The sequence below is a fragment of the Arthrobacter sp. SDR-2R genome (genome assembly GCF_057747955.1).
Map to the genome: position 1 here is coordinate 999,728 of NZ_CM173231.1, position 25,696 is coordinate 1,025,423.

The window sequence follows — 25,696 nt, forward strand, 5'->3', positions numbered from 1 at the left end:
CCCTAGACGCCGCCGCGGCGGATCAGCCTGCCCGTGGGGGTCTGGCCGTCCACTACGGCGCCGCGGAGGAAGGTCTTGCGCACCACGCCGGACAGGGCTTTGCCGTCGTACGGGGTGATGGGGTTCTTGTGCTTGAGCTTGGACACGTCCACCACGAAGGCCTCGTCGGGCGCAAAGACGGCGAAGTCGGCGTCGTAGCCCAGCGCCAGCTGGCCCTTGTTGGTGAGGCGGGCCAGTCCGGCGGGCTTCTCCGCCATCCAGGACACCACCTGTTCCAGCGGGATGCCGCGGTGCCGAGCCTCGGTCCAGATCAGGGACAGGCCCAGCTGCAGCGAGGAGACGCCGCCCCAGGCCACGGCGAAGTCCCCGTTTTCCAGATCCTTCAGGTCCAGCGTGGAGGGGGAGTGGTCCGAGACGATGCAGTCGATGGTGCCGTCCAGGAGGCCCTGCCACAGCAGCTCCCGGTTGGAGGCCTCCCGGATGGGTGGGCAGCACTTGTAGGCGGTGGCACCGTCCGGGATCTCTTCCGCCATCAGGGTCAGGTAGTGCGGGCACGTCTCCACGGTGAGCTTGACGCCGTCGCGCTTTGCGCTGGCGATCATGGGCAGCGCGTCCGACGACGACAGGTGCAGGATGTGCGCACGCGCACCGGTCCAGCGGGCCCGTTCGATGACCTCGGCGATGGCCTTGTTCTCGGCGCCACGGGGGCGGGAGGCAAGGAACGTGGAGTAGTGGTCGCCGCCGGGGTGCGGGGCGCGGTCAATCGCGTGCGAGTCCTCGGCGTGGACGATCATGAGGGAGTCGAAGGACTTGAGCTCGGCCATGTCCTCCTCCATCTCGTCCGCGTCCAGGTGCGGGAACTCGTCCACGCCGGAGTGCAGGAGGAAGCACTTGAAGCCGAAGACGCCCTCATCATGCAGGGGGCGGAGGTCGGCCTTGTTGCCGGGGATGGCACCGCCCCAGAACCCGACGTCGATGAACGCCTGGTCTTCGGCCACCTCGCGCTTGAGCTTGAGGTTTTCCACCGTGGTGGTGGGCGGAACGGAGTTCAGGGGCATGTCGATGATGGTGGTCACGCCGCCCGCTGCCGCGGCCCGGGTGGCAGACGCGAAGCCCTCCCACTCGGTGCGGCCGGGCTCGTTGACGTGGACGTGGGTGTCCACCAGGCCCGGGAGCAGCGTCTCGTCGTCGGCGAGGTCGATGACTTCGGCGCCGGCCAGGCTGTTGCCGAGCGGTTCGAGGGCCACGATCTTGCCGTTGCGGACGCCCACCTCGCGTGGCGCGATGCCGGCGGTGGTCAGGATGCGCCGGCCCCGGATGACGAGGTCGAAACGTTCTTCAGACACGGAGGTCCTCCTTGGTACTTGCGGCGGCAGGCCTGTTGGCTGCCAGCCCCGCACTGATTTGGGTGCCCAGCTGCTCCAGCAGCGGCCCTGCCTCTGCTATGCACCTGTTTACATCGGTTTCGAGCGCTGTCAAAGCGTAAACATCCTCGAATCCTGCGGCCGCTGCCTGGCCCTGGTCCAGTGTGGTCCGGCCGCAGACGGCGATGACCGGAACGCCCTGCGCCGCAGCAGCCCGGGCAACACCCATGGGGGTCTTGCCCAGCAGGCTTTGCTCATCCAGGCTGCCTTCGCCGGTGATCACCAGGTCGGCGCCGGCCAGCCGCTGCTCCAGTTCCGTGAATTCAAGGACGACGTCGATCCCCGGCCGCCGCGTGGCGGCCAGGACGGCGATGGCGGCGTAGCCCACGCCGCCGGCTGCCCCGGCTCCGGGAGCCTCGGCAGCCTTGACGGCGCGGAATCCGATTTCCCTGGCCAGGACTTCGACAAACCTGGCCAGGGCGGCGTCGAGCATGCCGACGTCCTGTTGTGTGGCTCCCTTTTGCGGGCCGAAAACCGCCGGGGCGCCCTGGGCGCCCAGCAGCGGGTTGTCGACGTCGGATGCCAGCACAAAGCGGGTGTCCACCAGCCGGGGCTCGAAATCGGTGAAGTCGATGCTGTGCAGGTTTGCCAGCGCAGCCCCGCCCGGTGGAAGTTCGTTGTTCCTGCTGTCCAGGAACCTGGCACCAAGCCCCTGCAGGAGCCCCGCGCCGCCGTCGGTGTTGGCGCTGCCGCCCACGCCCAGGACGATCCGCCGGCAGCCGGCGTCCAGGGCGGCCCTGATGAGCTGGCCCGTGCCCAGGCTGGTGGCTGTGGTGGCGTCAGCCGAGCCCGGCCTGCCGCCGTTCCGGACGCACGGCATCAGCGCGAGCCCGGATGCCGTGGCCATCTCGATGACGGCTTCGTGCCCGCGGACGGCGAAGTCCGCATCCACGGGCTGCCCGCTGGGACCGGTGACCGTTGCGCTCCGGCGGGTGAAGCCGGAGCCGACGGCGGCGTCGAGGGTGCCCTCGCCGCCGTCGGCCACCGGAATCCGGACCACGTCAAGGTTCCCGCCGGCCCCGCGCTGAAGGCCCCGCTCCAGGTGGCTGCAGACCTCCGGCGCGGACAGCGAACCCTTGAACTTGTCCGGGGCGATAACCACGCGCATGGTTATGCCTGCAGGGCCAGGATGGCGGTGGGTGCGTCTGCGGCGGTCTCGGCCAGGGCCTCGAACTCGTTGACGGCGTTGATTTCCACGCCCATGGAGATGTTGGTGACCTTTTCCAGGATCACTTCCACCACCACGGGAACCTGGAATTCGCCCATAAGCGCCTTGGCCTTGTCGAAAGCGGCGGCGAGGTCGTTGGGGTCCTCCACGCGCACGGCCTTGCAGCCCAGGCCTTCAGCAACCTTGAGGTGGTCCACGCCGTAGCCGCGGGTGTCCTCGGACAGGTGTGCGCTGTTGATGTTCTCGAACGCCAGGGACACGTTCTGCTCCATGTTGAACCCGCGCTGGGACTGGCGGATCAGGCCCAGGTAGGAGTTGTTCACCACCACGTGGATGTAGGGGAGGTTGAACTGGGCGCCCACGGCCAGTTCCTCGATCATGAACTGGAAGTCGTAGTCGCCGGAGAGGGCCACCACGGTCTCATCCGGCTTGCCGCGGACCACGCCAAGCGCTGCCGGGGCGGTCCAGCCCAGCGGGCCCGCCTGGCCGGCGTTGATCCATTTGCGGGGACCGAACACGTGGAGCATCTGGGCCCCGGCGATCTGGGACAGGCCGATGGTGGACACGTAGATGGTGTCGCGGCCGAAGGACTTGTTCATCTCCTCGTACACGCGCTGCGGCTTGATGGGGATGTTCTCGAAGTGCGTCTTGCGGTGCAGGGAGGCTTTGCGGTCCTGGCACTCGGCAACCCAGGCGCTGTAGTCCGCCAGGGACCCTGCCGCCTTGCGCTCCCGGGCGAGCTCAACCAGCCCTGCCAGCGCCGCGCCGGCGTCGGACGCGATGCCCAGGTCGGGGGAGAACACGCGGCCGATCTGGGTGGGCTCGATGTCGATGTGCACGAACTTGCGGCCGGCGGTGTAGGTTTCCAGGCCGCCGGTGTGGCGGTTGGCCCAGCGGTTGCCGATGCCGATCACGAAGTCGCTCTGCAAATAGTTCTCGTTGCCGTAGCGGTGGCTGGTCTGCAGGCCCACCATGCCGGCCATCAGGCGGTGGTCGTCCGGGATGGTGCCCCAGCCCATCAGGGTGGGAATGACCGGAATGTTGAGGGTTTCGGCCAGTTCCACCAGCTGCGCGGAGGCGCCGGCGTTGATGATGCCGCCGCCGGCCACGATCAGCGGGTGCTTGGCGGCGAGGAGCATGTCCAGGGCCTTTTCCAGCTGCTTGCGCGAGGCTTTGGGCTTTTCAACGGGCAGGGGCTCGTAGGTATCGATGTCGAACTCGATCTCGGCCATTTGAACGTCGATGGGCAGGTCCAGGAGAACCGGGCCGGGGCGGCCGGAGCGCATCAGCTGGAAGGCCTTCTGGAAGGCGCCCGGAACCTGGCCCGGCTCCAGGATGGTCATGGCCATCTTGGTGACGGGCTTGGCGATGGATTCGATGTCCACGGCCTGGAAGTCTTCCTTGTGCAGCTTGGCAACCGGGGCCTGGCCGGTGATGCAGAGCATGGGGATGGAGTCTGCCCAGGCGGCGTAGAGGCCGGTGATCATGTCGGTGCCGGCAGGGCCGGAGGTGCCGATGCAGATGCCGATGTTGCCGTCCTTGGCGCGGCTGAAGCCGTCGGCCATGTGGCTGGCGCCTTCAACGTGGCGGGCCAGGGTGTGGCGGATGCCGCCGTGGGCGCGCATTGCGGAATAGAAGGGGTTGATCGCGGCGCCTGGCAGGCCGAACGCCTCGATGGCGCCTTCCTTTTCCAGGATGGCCACCGCTGCATCAACGGTACGCATCTTGCTCATGGGGTGCTCCTTGAAAGCTTGGGAAGTCTGTTTTTGGGTGTGCTGAAGGAAGGCCCGGCGGTCGCGGGGCACTTTGGGAGTGTCGGCGTCGTAAATTACGACGGCGGCCGGCGTGTCCGTGTCAATGTGCCCCGTTTTCGGGGCGGCCGGCTGGGCTGCGTGAGGGTTACTTGCGGCCGCTGAGCTGGAGGACCTGCTTGAAGAGTCCGGAGTGGTCCAGTGCGCCGTCACCCTGGTTGACGGTGGCGGCGACGAGCTGGGCGACGACGGCGCCGAGCGGGATGGCCACGTTGGCCTCGCGGGCGGCGGAGGTGACGATGCCCAGGTCCTTGTGGTGCAGGGCCAGGCGGAAGCCGGGATCGAAGTTGCGGTCCAGCATCTTCTGGCCCTTCTGCTCCAGGACCTTGGAACCGGCCAGGCCGCCGCCGAGGACCTTGAGGGCGGCGTCGGTGTCCACGCCGTAGGCCTCGAGGAAGGCGATGGCCTCGCCGAGGACTTCGATGTTGACCGCAACGATCAGCTGGTTGGCTGCCTTGACGGTCTGGCCGGATCCGGAGGGGCCTACGTGGACGATGGTTTTGCCGACGGCATTCAGGACGTCCTGGGCGTCGTCAAAGTCAGCCTTGTCCCCGCCCACCATGATGGAAAGGACGGCGTCGATGGCGCCCTGTTCGCCGCCGGAAACCGGGGCGTCGAGGGGGCGGATGCCTGCTTCCCTGGCCTCCGCCGCGAGGCGGACGGCGACGTCGGGGCGAATGCTGGAGGCGTCGATCCAGAGGGCGCCCTGCTTGGCGTTGGCGAAGACACCATCCTTGCCGCTGACCACGCCCTCGACGTCGGGGGAGTCCGGCACCATGGTGATGACGACGTCGGCATCCTTGACGGCGCCCGCGATGCTGGTGGCGCCCTTGCCGCCTTCGGAGACCAGCTTGTCGATCTTGTCCTGGCTGCGGTTGAAGCCGGTGACGGTGTGGCCGGCCTTGACCAGGTTGATGGCCATTGGCAGGCCCATGATTCCGAGTCCGATGACTGCAACGTTGCTCATGATGGTTCTCTTTCCTGAAAAGTCTGTTCGTGGTTTCCCAACTGACTCGCATTTGTTGTCGTTTTGAACGCTCATAACGACAACTACTGCGAGTTAGTTGGGCGGGTGGGGACTACTTGGCGATGCGTTCGCGGATGGCCCAGCTGAAGGCCGTCTCCTGCGGTTCCTTGTACTCGAGGCCGATGTAGCCCTCGTAGCCGAGTTCGCGGCTGCGGGCGATCCATTCGCCGAGCGGGAGGGTGCCGGTGCCGGGGGCGCCGCGGCCGGGGTTGTCGGCGATCTGGATGTGGCCGAAGTCCTTGGCGTGGTTTTCGATCACGGCCGGGACGTCGTCGCCGTTGACGGCCAGGTGGTAGAAGTCGGCGAGGAGCTTGATGTTGCCGGCGCCGGCCTCGGCCTTGACGCGGGCAATGACCCTGAGTGCGTCGTCGGCGGTGAGGAGCGGGTACCTGGGTGCGCCGCTGACCGGTTCCAGGAGGACGGTGCCGCCGATGCGGGCAACCCCTTCTGCCGCTGCCGCCAGGTTCCTGACAGCCAGTTCGTCCTGTTCTTCAGGGGTGAATTCGTCCTGCCTGTTGCCGTAGAGGGCGTTGAAGGCCTTGCAGCCCAGGCGCCCGCCGATGCCGGCAACAACGTCCACGTTGTCCTTGAACTCCGAGCAGCGTCCCTTCCAGGAGACCAGGCCCCGGTCGCCGCCGGGCATGTTGCCGGCGTTGAAGTTCAGCCCGGTGAGCTGGACGCCGGCGTCCGTGATGGCGTTCTCGAACTTGGTGATCTCGCTGTCCGCCGGAACGGAGGTCTCGAAAGGCCACCAGAACTCGACGGCGTCAAAGCCGGCTGCCTTTGCCGCGGCAGGGCGCTCGAGCAGGGGAAGCTCCGTGAGGAGGATGGAGCAGTTCACTGTGTACGTCATCGTAGGTCCTTCCGAGGAGGGGCTTTGATCTATCTTCCCTTGCTTCCGGCTCCCTTGCGGTTTCCGCTTTGTGGAATTTAGATTCTGCTTTATGAAAAGTGTAGGGAAGGTGGGGTGGGGTAGTCAAGGGGAGCCGGGGGCAGGAGACTGGTATGAGGTAAGCCCGCTCAACAGGAATGGACTCGAGCGATGACCACCGGTGCCCGCCTGCGTCTCCTGGCCTGGCTCGTTGCCCTGGCCGGATTCCTTGCGGCCTGTGTTCCCGTGGCGGGCCTGCAGGAGGCCGCCACGGCTCCCGCTCCGGCTTCGGCCTCCGCGGAGACTGGCCTGCCGGGGGGCGCTGCAGGTGGTGCGGCCTTTACTGCCCCGCCTGTTTCCAGTGATCCGGCGGCTCCGGTCCAGGCTTCCCTCCCCACCTCGGAGCCTTCGCCGGCACCGGCACCCGTCCCTGCCCCGGTGCCGCAGCCGTTCGCCCTGAACCTCTACCGGGAGGGTGACTTCGTTCCGCAGTACACCTTTGACTGGTGCGTTGCCGCGAGCATCCAGATGGCGCACAACCTTATTGACGATACGGGCGGGGGCACCTGGGCTGACCGTGCGCAGCAGAATGAACTGTGGGAGATGGCGCGCGCCCGTTCCTCTGATTCGTTCAACGGTGCCAACCCCTTTGGCTGGGCCCAGGTGCTCACCGAATCGGGAATGGGACCGTACCGGGTGGTAAGCATTCCCGACTATCCGGAAGCGGTGAGGACGGCGGCCCGGGCCATTACCGACACGGGCCGGCCGGTGGGACTGGTCATGTGGAGCGGCAGGCACGCCTGGGTGATGAGCGGGTTCGAATCCCTCGGCGACCCCCGGCAATTCTCCGACTTCGCCGTGACCGGCATCCGCGTCCTGGATCCGCTGTACCCGTACGGCAGTGGACAGTGGGGCCCGTCGCCTGTTCCCAACAGCCTGCTGACCCCCGAGGAGCTGGCCACCCAGTTCGTGGTGCGGGAGCCGCGCCGCTGGAGCAGCGGGCTCCCCGCCGGCTATCTCCTGGTGCTGCCGGTCACTGCCTGAACCTGCAGGCGGCTTCCCGGGACTTCTTTCTTGGGACTTCTTTCCCCGGACGGTTCTTCCGCTGTGACACTTGACACCTTTCCCTGGTGAAACCTAAAGTAAGTGCCAAGTCGTTTTGGCAAAACGATTTTTCACCCCGATAGTCTCTCCGTTTCCGTTCAAGAGAAAGTGAGTCGACAGCGATGTCCACTCGTAAAAACATCAACAGGCTCGCCACCATCGGCGGTATCTGCACCGTCGTTGCCCTGGCTGCCTCCGGGTGCGGCGCAGGGGGCCCGGCATCATCGTCCGGGAGCGCCGGCACCAGCACCGTAAACGTCCTGGTGGAAGCCGGCGGCCACGCCGAGCTGACGGGCGTCGCGGAACAATGCAAGAAGGAAACCGGCGTCGACGTCAACTTCGTCGAACTGCCCTACGACGGCATGTTCAACCGTCTCTCCAGCGAATTTTCCTCCGGCACCGTCTCCTTCGACGTCGCCGCCCTGGACTCCGTCTGGCTGCCCAGCTTCAAGGACGCCGTCCAGCCCATTGACGAACTCTTTACCGATGAGGCAAAGAAGGACATCTTCCCGGCGTTGGTCAAGGAAGCCAACGTGGACGGCCATTTCATCGGGATGCCCGCCTGGACCAACGCGGAAATCATCCTGTACCGCAAGGATCTGTTCGAGGACGCCAAGAACAAGGCTGACTTCCAGGCCAAGTACGGCTACGGGCTCGCCGCCCCTACAACATGGAAGCAGTACCAGGACATTTCCGCGTTCTTCACCAAGGACGGCATGTACGGAACCGACGTCAAGGGCGGTGTGGAAACCGAATGGCTTGCCCACGTCCTGCAGGCCGGCTCGCCCATGGTCCTGGATGCGAACAACAAGGTGGTCATCGACAACGCCGCCCACAAGGAAGCCCTGGACTTCTACACCAGCCTCGTCAAGGACGCGCCCTCGGGTGCCGCACAGGTTGACTGGGCTGCCGCGCAGAACCTGTTCAACCAGGGCAAGACGGCCATGACCCGTTTCTGGGCCCACGCTTACCGCCAGATCCCCAAGGACTCGGCAGTGGCCGGCAAGGTTGGTGCTGCACCCATGATCGCCGGTTCAGCCGGCGTCGGCGGCGTGCCAGGCCCCTGGTACCTGTCCGTACCGAAAGCAACCAAGAACGCGGACGCCGCCAGGAAGTTCGTCAAGTGCGCCTACGACTACAACGACAAGGGCATCGAGTCGAATCTTGGCCTGGCCGCACGCATCTCCGCCTTCGAGAAATACCAGGACAAGCCAGGCTATGAGAGCTTCAAGCCCCTGATCCAGACCCTCAACGGCAAGGCCACGGCCACGCGCCCCGCTACCGAAAAGTGGCAGCAGATCGTGGACACCGTGCTGGTGCCCATGCTCCAGAAGGCTGTCGCCGGCGGTGACTCCGCAACTCTCCTCGCCGATGCCAAAAAGCAGATCGAGGACCTCCTTAAGTAAGACCCCCGCGGCCGGCGCCTGACTCACCGGCGCCGGCCGCGGCCCCAACCAGCGGAAGAGAAAACCGTGCGTATCTCCGATCGCCGCTTCGCATTGTTCCTGATGACACCAGCGGCGCTGTTCCTGGCAGTTTTTGTGGCCTTTCCGCTGTTCCGCCTGGTGGCGGACAGCTTCTTCAAGATTTCCCCGATTGCCGGCGGCTCCCGCGAGTTCGTAGGCCTGGACAACTACGTCAGGGCCTTCGCCTCGGAGGCCTTCACCGGCGCAGGGTGGCGGACACTTGCCTACACCCTGGTGGTGGTCACGCTGGAATTCGCGCTGGGCCTGGGCATGGCGCTGCTGTTCACCATGCTGGGCAAGAGCTCCCAGATCTGGCGGACCGTCTTCATGTATCCGCTGATGATCGCCCCCATCGTGGCCGGCCTGCTGTGGAAATTCCTGATGATCGACAACTTCGGCCTGATCGGAACCCTCCTGCACCAGGCGGGGATCCTGTCCGACCCCAACCAGATCGGCTGGCTGTCTGACCCGGGCATCGTGCTCTACTCGGTGGCCGTCCCTGACATCTGGCTGACCACATCGTTCATGTGCCTGGTGCTCTTCGCAGGCCTGCAGAACATCCCCGGCGACCTGATCGAGGCAGCACGGCTGGACGGTGCACGCGCACCGGCACTGCTGTTCCGGATCATCCTGCCCCTGCTGCGGCCGGTCATCGCCGTCGCCCTGGTGGTCCGCGGCATCGACGCAGCCCGCGCCTTTGACACCATCCTCATCCAAACCAATGGCGGACCGCAGTCCGCGTCGGAAACCATGAGCCTGCTGATCTACCGGACCATGATCCGGTTCGGAGACCCCGGGCTGGCAAGCGCCATGGGCACCCTCTACCTGCTGGCGATGCTTGCCGTCGCCTTCGTGGCGGTATCCACCATTTGGCGGCCAGGGAAGGACAACTGATGAGAACCGCAGAAAGAGTCAGGCACGACGGCGGGGCCACGGCCATGGCGCCCGGGGCACCTTCGGCGCCGGTCGCCACAGGCAAGGAACGCAAGCGCCGCGGTGTGAACCGGGAAGGCCTGGAAGCAGGCCGGCGCGGCACCCGCACGCTGCTGTGGGTCCTCCTGGCGGCAGCGATGGTGCTGTACGGGTTCCCGTTCCTGTACCTGCTGTTCACGTCCTTTAAGACGCCGATCGACACCATCGCGGTGCCGCCCACCATCCTTCCCCGGGAGTGGACGCTGGAGAACTACGCCAATGCGCTGGGCCGCAGCGGCGTGCCGGCGTCGTTCATCAACAGCATCCAGACTGCCATCATCAGTACCGTGCTTTCGCTGGTGCTGGCGGTGCCGGCGGCATACGGCATCACCCGGTACAAGACCCTCAGCGGCCGGATCTTCATCATGGCCGCGCTGGTGACCCGGATGGTGCCGCCGGTGGCCATCGGAATCCCGCTGGCGTCCATGATGGCCTCAATGGGGTTGGCCGACACTCCCATTGCACTGTCCATCGCCCACACCACCATTTCCTTGCCGCTCTCGATCTGGCTCATGTCCAGCTTCTTCGAAGCGGTGCCGAAGGACCTGGAGGAAGCGGCCACCGTGGACGGGTGCAGCCGGCTGGGAGCCCTGTGGCGCGTGGTGATCCCGGTGGTGTCCGGCGGCATCGCGGTCACAGCCATCTTCGCCTTCCTGGCCTCCTGGAACGAGTTCCTGTTCGCGCTACTGATGACGGCCATCCGCTCCCAGACAACGCCCGTGGTGATCGCGAACTTCCAGACGCAGTTTGGCCTGGACTGGGGATCCATGACGGCCCTCGCCGCCGTGTATTCCATCCCCGTCATCCTCCTCACGCTGCTCCTGCAGCGCAGGATCGTGGCGGGCATGACCCTCGGCGCCGTCAAGGGCTAGATCACCAGCAACGAGTAGCCTACTGGTAGCCCCAGGGGCATCACTGACCATAAGGACGTGGGAGACAGATGAGCAACAAGAACATCGGCATCAAGGACGTGGCCGTGGCCGCCGGCGTGTCCGTCACCACCGTCTCCCATGTCCTCAATGACGTCTCATACGCCAGGGTGAGTCCGGAAACCCGGAACAAGGTGCGGTCCGCCGCCGAGCAGTTGGGGTACGGGCCAAACCGCCTGGCCCAGGCGCTGCGCACGCAGAGGACCGGCATGCTGGGCCTGGTCAGCGAGGATATCGCCACCACGCCGCACGCCGGGCGGATCATCCTCGGCGCCGACGAGGCCGCCAAAGCACGCGGGTACAACCTGATGATCATCAACACCTCCGGCTCGGCCAGCCTGGAGTCCCGGGAGGCCGACGTCGAGGCCCTCCTGGACCGCCGGGTGGACGGAATCCTCTACGCCACCATGTACCACCGCAACGTGGAACTGCCGCCCAACCTCGGCAGCGTGCCCTCCGTGCTGGTGGACTCCGTGGCCACCGGCGGAAACATCACCGCAGTGATCCCGGATGAGGAAGGTGGTGCCCGCGCGGCCGTGACCGCGCTCCTCGAAGCGGGCCACACCCGGGTGGGATTCATCAACAACACTGACGACGTCCCCGCGACCCGTCAGCGGCTCCGGGCCTTCCGGGCCACGCTGACGGAAGCAGGGCTCGACGGCGACGCGGCACCTGTCGAGTCCGAGGTTTCCGAGGTGCATGGCGGCTATGAAGCGGCCCGGCGCATCCTGGCAGGCGCCCACCGGCCGACGGGCCTGTTCTGCTACAACGACCGGATGGCCATGGGCGCCTATCGCGCCGCTGCCGAACTGGGCCTGTCCATCCCGGCCGACCTTTCGATTGTCGGCTTCGATGACCAGGAACTGATCGCCGCCAACCTTTATCCGGGCCTCACCACCGTGGCCCTGCCGCACTACGAGATGGGTGCCTGGGCCACCGAGCACCTGATCGACGCCGTCGAGGGGAAGACGGACCTTTCCCTCATGGCCCTTCACCCGACCATCCTGAGTTGCCCCCTGGTGCGCCGCGACTCCATCGCGGCGCCCCGCCAGTAGGCAGCCAGCTCCTTCCACTTCCCAAGGGGAACACCAGACATGTCCAGTTGCCTTGATGCCGCCCGCCCGGAAACAGCTCCGGCAGAAATCTCCAGGTTCCGGCCTGCCATCCACTTCACGGCAAGGGATACCTGGCTGAACGATCCCAACGGCCTGGTGTTCCACGACGGCCTGTACCACCTCTTCTACCAAAACAACCCCTATGGCAGCGTCTGGGGCAACATGTCCTGGGGCCACGCCACCTCCCGTGACCTGCTGCACTGGACGGAACACCCGGTGGCGATTGCGTGCGACGAGACAGAGGACATCTTCTCCGGCAGCGTCGTGGTGGACCGCGGCAACACGGCCGGCTTTGGCTCTGCGGAGCAACCCGCCCTGGTGGCCATCTACACCAGTGCCTTCAAAGCCGCGTCAGAACTGAACGGCACGCAGGCCCAGTCCCTCGCGTACAGCACCGACGGCGGCATGACGTGGCAGAAATACGACGGAAACCCTGTCCTCACCAGGAATTCGGCGAACTTCAGGGATCCCAAGGTGTTCCGCTACCAAGGGGAGCTGGGCGCGTACTGGGTCATGGTCGCGGTCGAAGCGCATCACCAGCAGGTGGTCTTCTACCGTTCGGATGACCTCAAGTCGTGGGATTTCCTGAGTGATTTCGGCCCGGCCAACGCCGACGCCGGTGACTGGGAGTGCCCCGATCTTTTTCCCCTCGCAGTGGACGGGGACCCGGCCAACACCAAATGGGTCCTGATCGTCAACGTCAACCCCGGCGCAGTGGCTGGGGGATCCGGCGGCCAGTACTTCGTGGGCCAGTTCGACGGCGCCCGGTTCGTTCCGGACGCAGGTTCCCTCGTGGCTCCGGCCGGGCTGCGTACCGTCCCGGACCCCTCGGAGGCTTCGGCCGCGCTGCGGCAGTGCCTGTGGCTTGACTGGGGACGCGACTGCTACGCCTCCGTTTCGTTCAGCAACGCCCCGGATAACCGGCGCATCATCATCGGCTGGATGAACAACTGGGACTACGCCAACGAACTGCCCACAGCCCCATGGCGCTCTTCCATGACCCTGGCCCGCGAACTGCGTCTCACCGCAGTCGATGGCTGCGCCCGCCTGGTCCAACAGCCGGTCCTGCCGGAACCCGGCACAGGGGGAGCACTGCCCGCCGCAGGGGAGCACCTGACCGTGGAAACGGTTGAGCTGCGGAACGAAGCCCTCCGCCTGCCGGACCCCGTACCCGGCAGTGCCCAGGTCATCGAGGCTGACATACTGCCCGGCACGGCGGACCGGATCGGGTTCCAATTCTTCGGAAACAGCGACGGCACCGCCGGCGCCATCCTCAGTTACGACCCAGCAACTGCCCAACTCATCCTTGACCGCAGGCAGTCGGGAAACACTGGCTTTCACGGGAAATTCGCTTCGGTTGAGTCCGCGCCGGTCCACCTTGAAAACGGTGTCCTGAAGCTGCTGATTGTCGTGGACCACTGCTCGGTCGAAGTCTTCGCCCAGGGCGGCAGGACGGTCCTGACCGATCTCATCTTCCCAGGCCCCGGCAACACGGAGAACCGGCTGACGGTCGACGGAGGCCCGGCAACAATACTCAAGCTCGCCGTCAGTGAACTTGCTTAACGGTTCGCCCTCGCCCAACGAAAGGTCCAAAAAGATGCCAACAGTCCAGCAGGCTGCCGACCCAAGGCAGGGCATCGACGTGGTTGTTGTCGGTGAAGCCCTCATGGACATCGTGGTCACGCCGCGGGGCACCGTGGAGCACCCCGGCGGGTCGCCGGCCAACGTGGCCTATGGGCTCGGGCGGCTGGGGGCAAGCACGGCATTGTTCACCTCGATCGGCGACGACCACCACGGCTCCGCCATCGAACAGCACCTCCAAAGCGCGGGAGTCCAACTCCTGCCGGGTTCCCGGGTCCGCGGCGCAACCTCTACGGCCACCGCGGTTCTGGCGTCCGACGGTTCCGCCCAGTACGACTTCAACATACGGTGGGACCTCCCACGGACCGCCCCGGCGGTCCTTCCCAAAATCCTGCACACCGGTTCGATCGCCTCCTTCCTGGCACCGGGAGCGCAAGGAGTCAGGGAGCTCCTTGAGCAGTCCCACGAGCGCTGCGTGGTCACCTACGATCCCAACATCCGCCCTGCCCTGCTCGGCAGCCATTTTGAGGCAAAGACCGTCTTCGAGGAACTTGTTCCGTTCACGGAGGTGGTGAAACTCAGCGATGAGGACGCCCGCTGGCTCTATCCGCGGCTGGCCGTGGATGACATCGCACAGCGAATCGTTGGGCTTGGGGCCGGTCTCGTCGCCGTCACCATGGGCGCGGAAGGATCCCTGCTCACAACAGGTGGCGCACGGGTGGAAGTACCGTCCGTCAGGTCGGCCGTGGTGGACACCATCGGGGCCGGCGACTCGTACATGGCTGCCCTCATCTACGGACTGCTTATGCGCGGAGCAGACGGGCTGGCACCGTCGGTGCTGGAGTCCCTGGGCCGCATGGCATCAAAGGCAGCGGCCATCACGGTGCGCCGCCCAGGGGCCCACCCTCCAACACTGGAGGAACTGCGGGAGGACCTTCCCGAGCATCAGCCGGTGGCCCCATGAACACCACGACACAAAGGGAAGAAGCCATGTCCAGCAACAACTACTACGACGTGACGACGTGGCCTGCCGGCGACCCGTTCGAGGACGTCGGTGAAGTCATCAACAGCATCATCGATGACATCAAGCACCGGCAGGCCGCCACCGATGCGAACAGCGGCGGAAAACCCGGCGCGGTGATCTACATACCGCCGGGGGACTACCGGCTGCGTACCCAGGTGCTGATCGACATCAGCTTCCTCAAGATCCAGGGATCGGGACACGGGTTTACGTCCTCCAGCATCCGGTTCAACGTTCCCGAAGACGAATGGCCCAACCTGCACGAGCTGTGGCCCGGCGGCAGCCGCATCCTGGTGGACATTCCCCTCAGCGGCGGCAGCGGGGAATCCCAAGGCGCCGCCTTCTACGTGGAGCGAACCGGGAGCCCGCGGATCAGCTCGGTGGAGTTCTCCAATTTCTGCATTGACGGGTTGCACTTCAGCCCGGACGGCTCGGGGATGCATCCGGAGAACACGTACGTCAACGGCAAGACTGGCATCCATGTGGCGAACGCGAATGACTCGTTCCGCGTCAACGGCATGGGATTCGTGTACCTCGAGAACGCCCTGACCATCTACAACGCTGATGCGCTTTCCATCCACGACAATTTCATCGCCGAATGCGGAAGCTGCATTGAACTGCGCGGGTGGGGGCAGGCGTCAAAGATCACTGACAACCTGATCGGGGCAGGCTTCAAGGGCCACTCGATCTACGCGGAGAAGCATGGCGGCCTCCTGGTCACCGCAAACAACGTCTTCCCCCGGGGTGCCAGCAGCATCCGTTTCAACGGCGTCACGCGCTCAAGCGTCACCAACAACCGCCTGCATTCGTTCTACCCCGGCATGGTGGTGCTCGAAGCGAACAGTTCGGAAAACCTCGTGGCCACGAACCACTTCCTGCGCGACCATGAGCCATGGACCCCGTTCCAGGGAGTCGGGAACGGACTGGACGACCTCACAGGGCTTCTCTGCGTCAGCGGCAACAGCAACTCGGTGATCGGGAACCACTTTTCCGAGGTCATCGACGCGCACAGCGTCCGGCCGGCCGGGGCCACGCCGGTCATCATCCGGCTGATGGAGGGGGCGGGCAACTTCGTTTCCAACAACCATGTGGTGGCCCTTGACGTTAATGCCTCGTCGAGTAACTCCTGCTTCGAGGCCCAGGTGGGCGCCCTGCTGGCCACTGGCGCTGCCGACGGCCTCGCCGTGACGGCCGTCGTGGTCGATTCCGCGTCAACGCGGAACACCATCCTTGATTCCGGAACTGACGCCCAAATCAGCGCTGACAGGGCCGCGAATGCCGTCAGGGCCACCCCAACGGCCGGCTGACAACGACAAGAGGTCCCCGGCGCCGGAATGCTCGCCGGGGACCTCTTGGCAGCGGGACGGTCAGTGCGTCAGGTCCTTGCCCTTGGTCTCAGGGATGGTGAACACAAACGCCGCGCTGACCACCAGCAGCAGCACTGCGTACGCATTGAACACCTGCGGCGCGCCAAGCGAGGAACCCAGCCACTGCTGCAGGTAAGGGGCGGTGCCACCGAACAGGGCCACGCAGATGGAGTAGGGGACGCCCACGCCTACGGTGCGGATGGACGTTGGGAACAGCTCGGCGTACACGGCGGGGACGATGGCTGCGCTCGCGGCGATGAACACCAGCATCACGGACATGGACACCGCCAGCTGCCAGGCCGAATCCTTCAGGAGCCAGGTCATGGGGAAGTGCAGCACTGCCGAGCCGATGGCGCCGGCCCAGAGGACTTTCTTGCGGCCGATGCGGTCGGACAGCTTGCCCCATACCGGCAGCGCGGCGATGAAGACGATATTCGCGATGACGCCGGCCCACAATGCCTCGCCGCGGTCGATCTTCAGGGCGGTGGTGGCGTAGCTCGGTGCCACGACGCCCCAGATGTAGTAAATCACCGTGAGGCCCACGGTCAGACCGATGACCTGCAGCGCCTGCTTGCGGTAGCGGACAATCTGCGGCCAGATCCGCGCGCGCTTTTCGGTGACGGCTTCGCCCTGGAAGGCCTCGGTTTCGTGCAGCCGCGACCGCATGATCAGCGCGTACAGGCCCATGGCGGCACCGATGAGGAACGGCACTCGCCAGCCCCACGCGTTCATCGCCTCGGTGCTCAGGGCCATGTTCAGCACGGCTCCCAGCAGCGTGCCGAAGAGGATGCCCACCGTCCCCGACGTGTAGATCAGGGTGGCCCAGAAGCCGCGGTGCTCCTTGGGAGCCATCTCGGACAGATACGTTTGCGACGACGGCAGCTCACCGCCGTGCGCCAGGCCCTGCACCAGCCGGGCCACCAGCAGCATCAGGGAAGCGAACGCCCCGACGCTGGCAAAGGTGGGGGCGACGCCGATCATCAGGCTGCCCAGCGACGCGAGGCCGACGGCGAGCGTCATCGACGTCTTGCGGCCCACCCGGTCGCCGATCCAGCCGAAGAGGAAGCCGCCGAAGGGCCGGGCCACGAAGCCCACGGCGAAGATCGCCAGCGTGGACAGGACGGCCGATGCCGGGTCCGCTTTGCTGAACAGCTGGCTGGCAATGAACGGGGTAAACGTGGCGTAGATGGCCCAGTCGTACCACTCAACGGCGTTGCCGATGCCGGTGCCGACGACGGTCTTGGCGGTGGACATGCGTCCAGTCTGTGGCTTGGTTGCTGCAACGGACATGGTCTTCTTCCTGGTGGGTTGGGGCATGGTGGCGGTGCTGCCGGGCTAGGAGGCCTGCGAAAGGGCGGCCAGCCGGGAGATGGCGAGTTCCGCATAGAGGGCGGCCCCGTCAGCCAGCACGCCGTCGTGGAACGTTGCGTAGGGTGAATGGTTGAACGGCGAGGTTGCCGGATCGCCGCCCGGGGCCACGGCGCTGAGCCCCACAAAGGTGCCCGGTACCTCTTCGAGGACCCGGGAGAAGTCCTCCGAGCCGCTGAGGGGGGTGGCCCAGCGCGAGAGGCGGCGCTCGCCGAAGAGTTCGGTGATCACCTTTTCGGCGGTGTGGGTTTCGTCCTCGCTGGTGATGGTGAGGGGATACTCCTGCAGGTAGTCGACGGCGACCTCCACCCCGTGCGCGGCGGCGATTCCCTTGAGCAGGCGCGGCACGGCGTCCATCATCTTCAGGCGCGATGCTTCGGAGAACGTTCGGATGGTGGCCTCGATGCGGGCCGATTCGGGGATAACGTTCCGTTTGGTGCCGGCATGGAGCACGCCCACGGACAGGACCACGGGATCGAACATGTTGAACTGCCGGGTGACCATGACCTGCAGGGCAGTCACCATCTCTGCCGCCACGGTCACCGGATCCTTCGCCGAGTGCGGGGCCGAGCCGTGGCCGCCGGCGCCCAGCACCGTGACTTCCAGCCCGTCGGAGGCGCTGAGCATGACGCCGGGCTTGGTGCAGAAAGTGCCATGCGGTTCCAGTGAGGAGAACACGTGCATGCCGTAGGCCGCCTGGACGCGCGTGCCCGCGGCGTCCAGGACACCTTCCCGGAGCATGTAGCTGGCGCCGTCGAACCCTTCCTCACCCGGCTGGAACATGAGGACGACGTCGCCACGGAGTTGGTGCCTCTTCTCGGCCAAAAGGGTGGCGGCACCGGCGAGCATGGAGGTGTGCAGGTCGTGGCCACACGCGTGCATGGCACCGTCAGCCTGGGAGGTGAAGTCCACGCCGGTCTTCTCCTGGACAGGCAACCCGTCCATGTCGGCGCGAAGCAGGACGGCGGGGCGGACCGCGCTGTCCCCGGCATGGCTGTCCCCGGCACTGCTGCCGCCGTTCCCCTGCTCCCCGCCCGGGTGCCCGCCGCGCAGGACCGCGGTGACCGACGTCGTGTCCTTGCCCAGCGTGATCTCGTAGGGAAGTCCGTCCAGCGCCTGAAGGACCCGCTCCTGGGTGCGGGGGAGGTGCAGGCCAATTTCCGGCTGCCGGTGCAGGTCGTGGCGGAGCCGGATGAGGTCTTCCTGCAGGTCCTTGGCGTCGTCGGTTATGGGCACGTGTCACTCCTTGGAAATAGGCATCAGGGCTTGTGGACTATTCTGAAGTGGCGTGGTTCACATCAGACGAAAGCGCTGGAATTATTCGTGGAATGTCGTCTGCGGGCAGGATTCGCGCATCAAAGAAAGGTGGTCCGATGGAGCTCAGTGAGGATGACCTTGCCCTGATCCAGGTCCTGCAGGCCGCGCCGCGCCTGGGGTGGACGGACGCTGCCAAGGTACTGGACGAGCATGCCACCACGCTGGCGGCCCGCTGGGAGCGCCTTACGGAAAGCGGGGCGGCGTGGGTGACGGCGCACCTGGCGGGTGACCCGAAGCAGATGCTCCTGGCCTACGTGGCGGTGGACTGCGAAATGAACCGCCGGGACAGTGTCACGGCGGAACTGGCTGCTGTTCCCGAGATCGTGACGGTGGAGGAGGCGGCCAGCAACCGCGACCTGATGCTGACCGTCATCACACGTTCACTTGAGGAGTTCAGCGACAAGATCATTACGCGCCTCAAAGCGGTTGAGGGGCTCACAAAATACCAGGTGGCCCTGTGCACCCGGCTGCACAGCAGTGGCGACGACTGGCGGTTGAATGTCCTGAGCCGTTCACAGTTGGCCACGCTGCGGACGCTTGGCTCCCCGGCTGTTCCGGATTCCGCTCGGCCCGGCCACCTTCCGCAGAGCCACCTCGACCTGCTGCCGTTCCTCGCCAGGGACGGCCGCGCGACGGCGGCTGGGATGGCCCGCTCCCTCGGACGGCACCCGGCAACCGTGCAGCGTCAGTTGAACCGCGTGCTGGCAAGCGGCATCCTGTCGTTCCGCTGCGAAATCGCCCAGCGGTATTCGTCGTTTCCGGTGACCTGCCAGTGGTTTGTCAACGTACCGGCAGGCCAGCATGAGGCGGCTGCCGCCGGGATCCGCACCATCAGCAATGTCCGGTTGAGTGCCTCCACCACCGGGCCCACCAACTTTGTCATCATCATGTGGCTCCACACGCTGGCGGATGTCATGTCCGCCGAACTGGCGCTGCAGCAGAAGGTGCCGGGCATCGAGATCGTGGAAAGTGCGGTGATGCTGCGCACCGTCAAGCGGGTGGGCTGGATGCTGAAGGAAGACACGACGGCGAGTGGCGCCGTCGTTCATGCCGGAAGCCTGGGTGCGGGGGAGTGAGCGGGCATTGCGCCGCACCAGCGCACACGTCCCCTGGATAGCACGCTTCATCTTTAATAGTTCCGCATTACGGATTTATCTTTCCGGAAACATCCGTTTCCTACCGTTGGGGTGATCCTGCGGCGTCCGATGGCGCCGCCGTCCGAAGCAGGCGTCCTCCTGGATGACGTCCTCCCTAACGAACAGGCACCCCGCATGAAGACCACCGCGCCCGCACCGCAGCCGCAAGTTCCGGCATCCGCGCCACGCACGAAACCGCTGTACAGGTCCCTCTTCGTCCAGATCCTCGCGGCGGTGGTGGCGGGCATCCTGGTGGGCCACTTCTGGCCGGACCTCGGCGCAGGGCTCCGTCCGCTGGGCGACGGCTTCATCCAGCTGATCAAGATGATCATCGCGCCGCTGATCTTCCTGGTCATCGTCACCGGCATCGCCGCGGTCAGCGACGTGAAGGCCGTGGGCCGGGTGGGTATCAAGGCCCTGGCCTACTTCACGGGTGCCACCCTGTTCGCGCTGGTCTTCGGGCTGGTGGTGGGGAACCTGGTGCAGCCGGGAGCCGGGCTCAACATCGACCCCGCAACCCTGTCCCAGGATGCCCTCAATGCCAAAACCGCCACCGCCCCGCCCAAGGATGCCGGAGCCTTCCTGCTGGGCATCATCCCCACCAGCGTCATTGGCGCCTTCGCCGGCAACAACCTCCTGCAGGTCCTGTGCTTCTCCGTGTTCTTCGGGGCGGCGATCGTCGTCGTCGGACGTGAACGCTGCCTGCCGGTGATCACCCTGATGGAAACGGTGCTGGAACTGTTCTTCAAGATCATGGCCTGGGTGATGCGGGCAGCGCCGGTGGGTGCCTTCGGTGCCATGGCCTTCATCATCGGCCAGTACGGCCTCGATTCCCTGGGGACGTACGCTGTGCTGATTGCGGCCTGTTACGGCGCCGCGGTGGCATTCATCGGGCTGCTGTTCGTGGTGGCGTGGGCCTACCCGCGGGTGCCGCTGTGGCAGTTCATGAAATATACGCGCGAGGAGTTCCTCCTGGCGCTGGGGACGGCGTCCACGGAGTCCGTACTGCCCCGGATCATGACCAAGCTGACCAACGCCGGCTGCTCGCGTGCCACCACCGGGCTGGTGGTTCCCACCGGCTACTCCTTCAACCTTGACGGGGCCGCCCTGTACCTCTCCATCTCGCTGCTCTTCCTGGCGCAGGCATTTGGCTACAACCTGGACCTGGGCCAGCAGTTGGCGGCCCTGGGAGTCCTGATGCTGACATCCAAGGGCATGGCGGGCGTTCCCGGTTCCGCCTTTCTGGCCCTTTCCGCCACCGCCGGGGCGCTGGGTATCTTCCCGGTGGCCGGCGTCGCGCTGCTGCTGGGCGCCGACCGGCTGATGGACTCCATGCGCGTCGTGGTGAACCTGCTGGGAAACTGCGTGGCCACCTTTGTCGTGGCCAAGTGGGAAGGGCAGTTCGACCGCGCCGCCATGCTGCGTGCATTTGCCGGTGAAGGTACGACGGCGGAAGCGGCCGGGCAGCCAGCCCCCACCAAGGTGCCGGAAGAGGAAGCGCCGCGCTCCGCCGTCGGGCCTGCCCAGCAAAGCGCCGTGTCAGGCGCCGTCCCTGCGGAGCCCGCCGCGCCGGCGGCGGTCCCGTAGGTTCACCACCTCCTTCAGCCCCATGCTGCACAATGTCCCCATGACGTTTGCCAATGTGGGACTTCTTGGAACCAAGCCAGGCCAGCGCGACGCCCTCGTGGCCATCCTGCTCCGGCCCAAGCCCGGGATGAAGGAAGCCGGCTGCCTTCTCTATGAGGTGGGCATCAACGATGACCTGCCGGACACTGTCTTTGTTTCCGAACTCTGGGAATCCGCGGAAGCGCACCGGGCGTCGCTGGAACTGGCCAGCACGCGCGCCGCAATCGCCGAGGCGATGCCGCTGCTCTCAGGGGAGATGGGAGGCCACCGGTTTGCCGTTGTGGGGTCACCCCTGCGCTGACGGCGCCGGAGGCAGCCTGCCCAATAAACGGGTCTCCTGGACAGGGTGTTCTGTGATGAGTGGATTGCGGCGATTGGGGTAAGGGAGGACACATGAAACCGTTGCCCGCACTTGAGCTTGTCACCCGTTTCGAAGATGCCGAATGGCTTGACCCGTTGGCCAGGACTGTCCGGAAAGCCGTCAAGAAAGTCATCAAGCCCCAGTGGGCCCGGGACATCCTGCACGGCGTCCCCATCGGCCACCCGGTCCACCCCCTCGCTGTCCAGGTGCCGATTGGCGCCTGGGTCTCGGCGGGCGTGCTTGATGCCGTTCCCGGTGGCGAAAAAGCTGCCAGGTTGTTGATCGGTGTGGGCACCGCAAGCGTGCTTCCGTCCGCGCTGGCCGGGCTCATGGACTGGTCGCAGCTGCACCCGCAGCAGCAGCGGGTGGGCCTGGTGCACGCGGCGGCCAACGTCACGGCAACCGGCCTCTACATTGCATCACTCGTCCAGCGGGCCAGGGGCGGCCAGGGCGGCGGCAAGGTGCTTGCGTACCTGGGGCTCGCCACCGTGGGCGCCGGCGGGTTCCTTGGCGGGCACCTGACCTACCGCCAAGCCGCAGGGGTCAACCACAGCGAGGAGATTCCGCACCGCTTTCCCTCCGGCTGGCATCCGCTGTCCCCGCTGGCCGAACTGCCGGAGGGCGGCCTCCATAAGCGCGTCGTGGCCGGTATTCCGCTGCTGGTCCACCGCGAGGGCACCACCATCAATGTGCTGTCCGATGTCTGCAGCCACCTTTCCGGACCGCTTCACGAAGGCAAGATCAAGGACGTCGGCGGGGACGCATGCGTGGTCTGCCCCTGGCACCGGAGCACGTTCGCACTGCGCACGGGTGAAGTGAAGGCCGGTCCCGCCACGTCCAGGCAGCCGGTCTTCGAAACGCGCGTCACCGGGGACACCGTGGAAGTGTGCCTGCCCGGGGCCGACGGGTAGTGCGGGCGGACGGGTAGTAAGGACATTCGGCCCTACTGGCTGCTGTCACGCCGGGGAAAACTGGCTCCATGGGTTGGCTGCGTGTACGGTGAGTGACCTCCGGCAGGACATTGCGTCTCTCTACAAAACCCGCAAAGGAACTGTCGACTTCGTGGACGTTCCTCCGCTGCTCTTCGCTGTCGTCCAGGGTCAAGGGGACCCTGATGGGCCAGCATTCGCCGGGGCGGTGCAGGCGTTGTTTACCGTCAGCTACGCGGCACACTTTGGTCTTAAGAAGCAGTCCGGTGAGGTGACAAAAGTGATGCCCCTCGAAGCCTTGTGGTGGTTCGAGGACCCGGACCACACGGAGCCGCCGGAAGCCGTGAGCGCAGGCTTCACGGGACTCGGGGGCTTTGCCCGGGAGTCATGGCGCTGGCAGGCCATGATGGTGCAGCCTGAACCGATCGATGAAGCCCTTCTTGAGCGGGCCGTGGAAGAATCCCGTCCCAAAGGGCTTCCCGGTTTGGAGTTGGTCCGCTTCGAGCGTTGGGAAGAGGGCCGCTGCGCGCAGGCGCTCCATATCGGTCCCTACGCGGATGAAGGCCAGACCATCGCCCTTCTGGACGCGGCCATCACGGCCGCCGGATTGAAGGTCCGGGGGCGGCACCATGAGATCTACCTCGGCGATCCGCGACGCAGCGCACCGGAAAAGCTGCGCACTTTGCTTCGCCACCCAGTGGTGTGATTCATGATGGTGCGGATTTCAGAACCACGGGAGATTGCCTCCGGAGTGGTCCTCATGACCACCGGTTCAGGGCCCATGGCCTCAAATCTCTACCTTGTGAGGTCAGGTTCCGCGTGGGTGATGGTTGACTGCGGATGGGCGGCCAGTGCGGAGCCGGTCCGCAAGGCTGTGGAAGACATGCTCGGATCCGGGACTGCGCCCGCAGCCATCTTCCTGACGCACATCCATCCCGACCACTCGGGCGCTGCCGGGGCCCTGGCACGGCGGTGGGACATCCCGGTGTTCGTCCACCAGGCTGAATTGCCCATGGCTGCCGGGCGGTACATCCCTGAGTTCTCCATGCCGTTGGACCGGTGGCTCATCGCCCCGTTCCTGTGGTCCCTGCCGGCCCGTGCACGCCGGCGGGTTGAAGCCGCAGGCGACATCACCGACGTGGTGCAGAGCCTGCCCCGGGACGGAAAAATGCCAGGTCTACCCGAGTGGGTCGCCGTCCCAACGCCCGGCCACACCGCCGGACACGTGGCCTACTGGCGATCCCGCGACGGTGTCCTGATCACTGGTGATGCTGTTGTGACGGTCAACTTGAACTCGATTCGCGGGCTCCTGCCGGGAAGACAGGATCTGTCCGGGCCTCCCTGGTACACCACGTGGAACTGGAAGCTGGCCATGGAATCAGCCAGGCGCCTGGCGGAGCTGGGCCCACGGTTGCTGGCACCCGGGCACGGACCGCCCCTGGCCATGGGGGTGGTGCCCCGGCTCCGGGCCCTGGCCGCCAGGGAGCGTGCCTTGCGGATTCCACTTCGTCGCCGCCTTGGGGGAGCGCCCGAGGCTGCATAGCCACATGGGCGTCGGCAGTAAACCAGGCATGCGTAACCGCTGCTCCGCCGCAGCCTGACGGTCAGTCTCAACCTACGTGGCCAGTCTTAGACGGCGAGGCGCTCCAGGAGCGCTTCCTCTAGGAGGCTTCGTTGCCCCGGGAGGGTGCCTGGCGGCCAGTGGGTTGGTTGGGGGTCTTGGTGTTCGGGGTTGTAGTGGCGGCCTGTGGGTGAGGTCCAGCCGGGTGGTCCGTTGTTGGTGGCGGGGTCGGGGGTCCAGGCGCGGGCGTGCTTCAAACGGTGATGTTTGGGGCAAAGCTGCGCCAGGTTCCGGACGGCTGTTCTGCCGCCGTGTTCCCAGGCGGTGAGGTGGTCGGTGTGGTTGTCGGGGGTGTGGTTGGTGCAGCCGGGGAAGGTGCATTTTCCGTCCCGCATGCGGATCCATTGTTTGATGGTTTCGGGGAGCCGGTAGCGGGTGCGTCCGATCTCCAGGGGTGCCCCGTCGCGGGGGTCGACCAGGACGCGGTAGAACGACTCCGCCCCGTCCGCGACAAGCCTCCGCGCCATCGACGCCGGGATCTGGCCAAGGCCGTCCAGCACGGCCGGCTCATCGGTGAGGCCGAGCAGGGCGAAGACCGGCACGGTGACCAGGACATCGGCCCGCGGGGTGGGAACCTTTCCAACACCACCGCTACTCCCGGTAGTTGTTCCCGCAGGATCACCCGTGGCCGTGGCGTTTCCGGTGCCGAGGAGGAGTGCTGCTGCGATGTCGGGGCGGAGTTGGGTGAGGGTGCGGGGCTCGTTAGGGCCTTGGAGGCCGCGGGCGGTGGCGGTGGTGCGGTTCCAGATGGCGCAGGCGGTGTCACCGGGGAGGTAGAGCGAGAGCCAGGCCATGCCGTCGCGGTCCGGGGTGTATTCCATCCGCCGGTCCGCGACGCCTTTGGCGTGGCGTTTTTCGAGGGTTTCGGGGTGGTGGCGTTCCCGCCAGGCGCGGACCTTGGCGCGGAACCGGGCGGGGACGAGTTCGCCGGGCGCGGCGCCGCGGGCGGGGTTGGGGGCGTCGGGGTCGAAGAAGTGCGCCACCAAGGCAGCAGCCCCGTCGGGGGTGAGGCCTTCGGTTTCATCGGCGACAATCCTGGCATGCTGCCACGACACCGACCCAGACGACAATGCACCCATCACCCGCGGCAATGAACACATCCGCCGGGACTGCTCCACCAAAGCACCCGCCGCCCCAGAACTCACTGTCAGGACTCCGGCGATCTCCTCCACCGCGGACATCTCCGAAAACATGCGCTCATCCACCGGGGCGTCAGGGGCAAGCAGTGCCTGCTGGAAACCGACGCACTCCGCCGCATCGCGCGCCTTGACCGCCGCGAGCTGAGCCTCCAACCGCCACACGGCCGCCAACCGCTCCAGACACAACTCGTACCGCCGCTGCAACACATCAACAGCGGCACCTGCGACGGCCCCCAAACCAGCTGAGTCGAGGGAAGCGTCTTCCAGAACCAGTACATCCAACGCAGCAACTGAGGCACGAACGCCCTCCATCACCGCCGCCAGGTCAGTACTGATTTCCATA

At 66.0% G+C, this 25,696-nt stretch carries 22 protein-coding genes; 14 read left to right on the forward strand and 8 right to left on the reverse strand.

Annotation, left to right across the window (positions count from 1 at the left end):
• Positions 1–2 precede the first annotated feature (2 nt).
• The 5 genes from allB to AC3ANU_RS04625 form a co-directional block, all read right to left on the reverse strand.
• Positions 3–1,346 carry an allantoinase AllB gene (allB, locus tag AC3ANU_RS04605; protein WP_488315537.1) on the reverse strand — a complete coding sequence of 448 codons (1,344 nt, stop codon included), beginning with the start codon at positions 1,344–1,346 and terminating at the stop codon, positions 3–5.
• Positions 1,339–2,532 (reverse strand): glycerate kinase, encoded by a 1,194-nt coding sequence (locus AC3ANU_RS04610; protein ID WP_488315538.1) that lies wholly within the window; start codon positions 2,530–2,532, stop codon positions 1,339–1,341. Before AC3ANU_RS04610 ends, allB begins: the two co-directional genes overlap by 8 nt.
• A 2-nt stretch (positions 2,533–2,534) precedes the next feature.
• The gene (gene gcl, locus AC3ANU_RS04615; RefSeq protein WP_488315539.1) at positions 2,535–4,325 is read right to left on the reverse strand and encodes a glyoxylate carboligase; all 1,791 of its coding nucleotides are present in this window, start codon (positions 4,323–4,325) and stop codon (positions 2,535–2,537) included.
• Positions 4,326–4,491: 166 nt separating this feature from the next.
• Positions 4,492–5,370 (reverse strand): 2-hydroxy-3-oxopropionate reductase, encoded by an 879-nt coding sequence (locus tag AC3ANU_RS04620; protein WP_488315540.1) that lies wholly within the window; start codon positions 5,368–5,370, stop codon positions 4,492–4,494.
• Between the two features lie 112 nt (positions 5,371–5,482).
• Positions 5,483–6,283 carry a hydroxypyruvate isomerase family protein gene (locus tag AC3ANU_RS04625; RefSeq protein WP_056391687.1) on the reverse strand — a complete coding sequence of 267 codons (801 nt, stop codon included), beginning with the start codon at positions 6,281–6,283 and terminating at the stop codon, positions 5,483–5,485.
• Positions 6,284–6,472: 189 nt separating this feature from the next.
• On the opposite strand from AC3ANU_RS04625, the gene AC3ANU_RS04630 reads away from it, so the two are divergent.
• The 8 genes from AC3ANU_RS04630 to AC3ANU_RS04665 all read left to right on the forward strand — a co-directional run bounded on the left by AC3ANU_RS04630 (position 6,473) and on the right by AC3ANU_RS04665 (position 15,796).
• A complete protein-coding gene (locus tag AC3ANU_RS04630) occupies positions 6,473–7,345 on the forward strand; it encodes a hypothetical protein (protein ID WP_488315541.1) in 873 nt (290 codons plus the stop codon).
• Positions 7,346–7,527: 182 nt separating this feature from the next.
• Positions 7,528–8,811 (forward strand): ABC transporter substrate-binding protein, encoded by a 1,284-nt coding sequence (locus AC3ANU_RS04635; RefSeq protein WP_488315542.1) that lies wholly within the window; start codon positions 7,528–7,530, stop codon positions 8,809–8,811.
• Positions 8,812–8,877: 66 nt separating this feature from the next.
• Positions 8,878–9,765, forward strand: a complete 888-nt coding sequence (locus AC3ANU_RS04640) for a carbohydrate ABC transporter permease (RefSeq protein WP_026266149.1) — start codon at positions 8,878–8,880, stop codon at positions 9,763–9,765.
• The gene (locus AC3ANU_RS04645; RefSeq protein WP_018771750.1) at positions 9,765–10,715 is read left to right on the forward strand and encodes a carbohydrate ABC transporter permease; all 951 of its coding nucleotides are present in this window, start codon (positions 9,765–9,767) and stop codon (positions 10,713–10,715) included. The genes AC3ANU_RS04640 and AC3ANU_RS04645 overlap by 1 nt, the downstream gene beginning before the upstream one ends.
• A 68-nt stretch (positions 10,716–10,783) precedes the next feature.
• On the forward strand, positions 10,784–11,827 hold the full coding sequence (locus AC3ANU_RS04650; protein ID WP_018771749.1) for a LacI family DNA-binding transcriptional regulator: 1,044 nt from the start codon (positions 10,784–10,786) through the stop codon (positions 11,825–11,827).
• Positions 11,828–11,866: 39 nt separating this feature from the next.
• Complete coding sequence (locus AC3ANU_RS04655) at positions 11,867–13,450, forward strand: glycoside hydrolase family 32 protein (RefSeq protein WP_134165097.1); 1,584 nt, start codon at positions 11,867–11,869, stop codon at positions 13,448–13,450.
• 34 nt (positions 13,451–13,484) lie between these two features.
• Positions 13,485–14,432: a carbohydrate kinase family protein gene (locus AC3ANU_RS04660; RefSeq protein WP_134165098.1), complete on the forward strand. Its 948-nt coding sequence runs from the start codon at positions 13,485–13,487 to the stop codon at positions 14,430–14,432.
• Between the two features lie 26 nt (positions 14,433–14,458).
• Positions 14,459–15,796: a NosD domain-containing protein gene (locus tag AC3ANU_RS04665; RefSeq protein WP_134165099.1), complete on the forward strand. Its 1,338-nt coding sequence runs from the start codon at positions 14,459–14,461 to the stop codon at positions 15,794–15,796.
• A 60-nt stretch (positions 15,797–15,856) separates the two neighbouring features.
• Here the strand turns inward: AC3ANU_RS04665 and AC3ANU_RS04670 are convergent, their stop codons facing one another.
• Both AC3ANU_RS04670 and AC3ANU_RS04675 read right to left on the reverse strand, forming a co-directional pair.
• Complete coding sequence (locus tag AC3ANU_RS04670; protein ID WP_026266147.1) at positions 15,857–17,146, reverse strand: MFS transporter; 1,290 nt, start codon at positions 17,144–17,146, stop codon at positions 15,857–15,859.
• 45 nt (positions 17,147–17,191) lie between these two features.
• On the reverse strand, positions 17,192–18,460 hold the full coding sequence (locus tag AC3ANU_RS04675; RefSeq protein ID WP_018771744.1) for a M20 metallopeptidase family protein: 1,269 nt from the start codon (positions 18,458–18,460) through the stop codon (positions 17,192–17,194).
• 137 nt (positions 18,461–18,597) lie between these two features.
• Here AC3ANU_RS04675 and AC3ANU_RS04680 point away from each other — a divergent pair, with 137 nt between their 5' ends.
• The 6 genes from AC3ANU_RS04680 (at position 18,598) to AC3ANU_RS04705 (ending at position 24,136) form a co-directional block, all read left to right on the forward strand.
• Positions 18,598–19,617 carry an Lrp/AsnC family transcriptional regulator gene (locus tag AC3ANU_RS04680; protein WP_134165100.1) on the forward strand — a complete coding sequence of 340 codons (1,020 nt, stop codon included), beginning with the start codon at positions 18,598–18,600 and terminating at the stop codon, positions 19,615–19,617.
• A gap of 195 nt (positions 19,618–19,812) precedes the next feature.
• Positions 19,813–21,264, forward strand: coding sequence for a cation:dicarboxylate symporter family transporter (locus AC3ANU_RS04685; RefSeq protein WP_488315942.1), 1,452 nt, complete (start codon positions 19,813–19,815; stop codon positions 21,262–21,264).
• Between the two features lie 40 nt (positions 21,265–21,304).
• Positions 21,305–21,604: a putative quinol monooxygenase gene (locus AC3ANU_RS04690; protein ID WP_488315543.1), complete on the forward strand. Its 300-nt coding sequence runs from the start codon at positions 21,305–21,307 to the stop codon at positions 21,602–21,604.
• Between the two features lie 92 nt (positions 21,605–21,696).
• A complete protein-coding gene (locus tag AC3ANU_RS04695; protein WP_134165102.1) occupies positions 21,697–22,575 on the forward strand; it encodes a Rieske (2Fe-2S) protein in 879 nt (292 codons plus the stop codon).
• 88 nt (positions 22,576–22,663) lie between these two features.
• Positions 22,664–23,299, forward strand: a complete 636-nt coding sequence (locus AC3ANU_RS04700; protein WP_488315544.1) for a GyrI-like domain-containing protein — start codon at positions 22,664–22,666, stop codon at positions 23,297–23,299.
• A gap of 3 nt (positions 23,300–23,302) precedes the next feature.
• On the forward strand, positions 23,303–24,136 hold the full coding sequence (locus AC3ANU_RS04705) for an MBL fold metallo-hydrolase (protein ID WP_018771738.1): 834 nt from the start codon (positions 23,303–23,305) through the stop codon (positions 24,134–24,136).
• Positions 24,137–24,222: 86 nt separating this feature from the next.
• On the opposite strand, the gene AC3ANU_RS04710 is transcribed toward AC3ANU_RS04705, so the two are convergent.
• Positions 24,223–25,695, reverse strand: coding sequence for an HNH endonuclease signature motif containing protein (locus tag AC3ANU_RS04710; RefSeq protein WP_488315545.1), 1,473 nt, complete (start codon positions 25,693–25,695; stop codon positions 24,223–24,225).
• Between the last annotated feature and the right edge of the window lies 1 nt (position 25,696).

Bases quoted from the DNA above. Each gene is read 5' to 3' on its own strand.
- AC3ANU_RS04610 (WP_488315538.1), bottom strand. From the start codon at position 2,532: ATGCGCGTGGTTATCGCCCCGGACAAGTTCAAGGGTTCGCTGTCCGCG.
- gcl (WP_488315539.1), bottom strand. From the start codon at position 4,325: ATGAGCAAGATGCGTACCGTTGATGCAGCGGTGGCCATCCTGGAAAAG.
- AC3ANU_RS04620 (WP_488315540.1), bottom strand. From the start codon at position 5,370: ATGAGCAACGTTGCAGTCATCGGACTCGGAATCATGGGCCTGCCAATG.
- AC3ANU_RS04625 (WP_056391687.1), bottom strand. From the start codon at position 6,283: ATGACGTACACAGTGAACTGCTCCATCCTCCTCACGGAGCTTCCCCTG.
- AC3ANU_RS04630 (WP_488315541.1), top strand. From the start codon at position 6,473: ATGACCACCGGTGCCCGCCTGCGTCTCCTGGCCTGGCTCGTTGCCCTG.
- AC3ANU_RS04635 (WP_488315542.1), top strand. From the start codon at position 7,528: ATGTCCACTCGTAAAAACATCAACAGGCTCGCCACCATCGGCGGTATC.
- AC3ANU_RS04645 (WP_018771750.1), top strand. From the start codon at position 9,765: ATGAGAACCGCAGAAAGAGTCAGGCACGACGGCGGGGCCACGGCCATG.
- AC3ANU_RS04650 (WP_018771749.1), top strand. From the start codon at position 10,784: ATGAGCAACAAGAACATCGGCATCAAGGACGTGGCCGTGGCCGCCGGC.
- AC3ANU_RS04655 (WP_134165097.1), top strand. From the start codon at position 11,867: ATGTCCAGTTGCCTTGATGCCGCCCGCCCGGAAACAGCTCCGGCAGAA.
- AC3ANU_RS04660 (WP_134165098.1), top strand. From the start codon at position 13,485: ATGCCAACAGTCCAGCAGGCTGCCGACCCAAGGCAGGGCATCGACGTG.
- AC3ANU_RS04665 (WP_134165099.1), top strand. From the start codon at position 14,459: ATGTCCAGCAACAACTACTACGACGTGACGACGTGGCCTGCCGGCGAC.
- AC3ANU_RS04670 (WP_026266147.1), bottom strand. From the start codon at position 17,146: ATGTCCGTTGCAGCAACCAAGCCACAGACTGGACGCATGTCCACCGCC.
- AC3ANU_RS04680 (WP_134165100.1), top strand. From the start codon at position 18,598: ATGGAGCTCAGTGAGGATGACCTTGCCCTGATCCAGGTCCTGCAGGCC.
- AC3ANU_RS04685 (WP_488315942.1), top strand. From the start codon at position 19,813: ATGAAGACCACCGCGCCCGCACCGCAGCCGCAAGTTCCGGCATCCGCG.
- AC3ANU_RS04690 (WP_488315543.1), top strand. From the start codon at position 21,305: ATGACGTTTGCCAATGTGGGACTTCTTGGAACCAAGCCAGGCCAGCGC.
- AC3ANU_RS04695 (WP_134165102.1), top strand. From the start codon at position 21,697: ATGAAACCGTTGCCCGCACTTGAGCTTGTCACCCGTTTCGAAGATGCC.
- AC3ANU_RS04705 (WP_018771738.1), top strand. From the start codon at position 23,303: ATGATGGTGCGGATTTCAGAACCACGGGAGATTGCCTCCGGAGTGGTC.
- AC3ANU_RS04710 (WP_488315545.1), bottom strand. From the start codon at position 25,695: ATGGAAATCAGTACTGACCTGGCGGCGGTGATGGAGGGCGTTCGTGCC.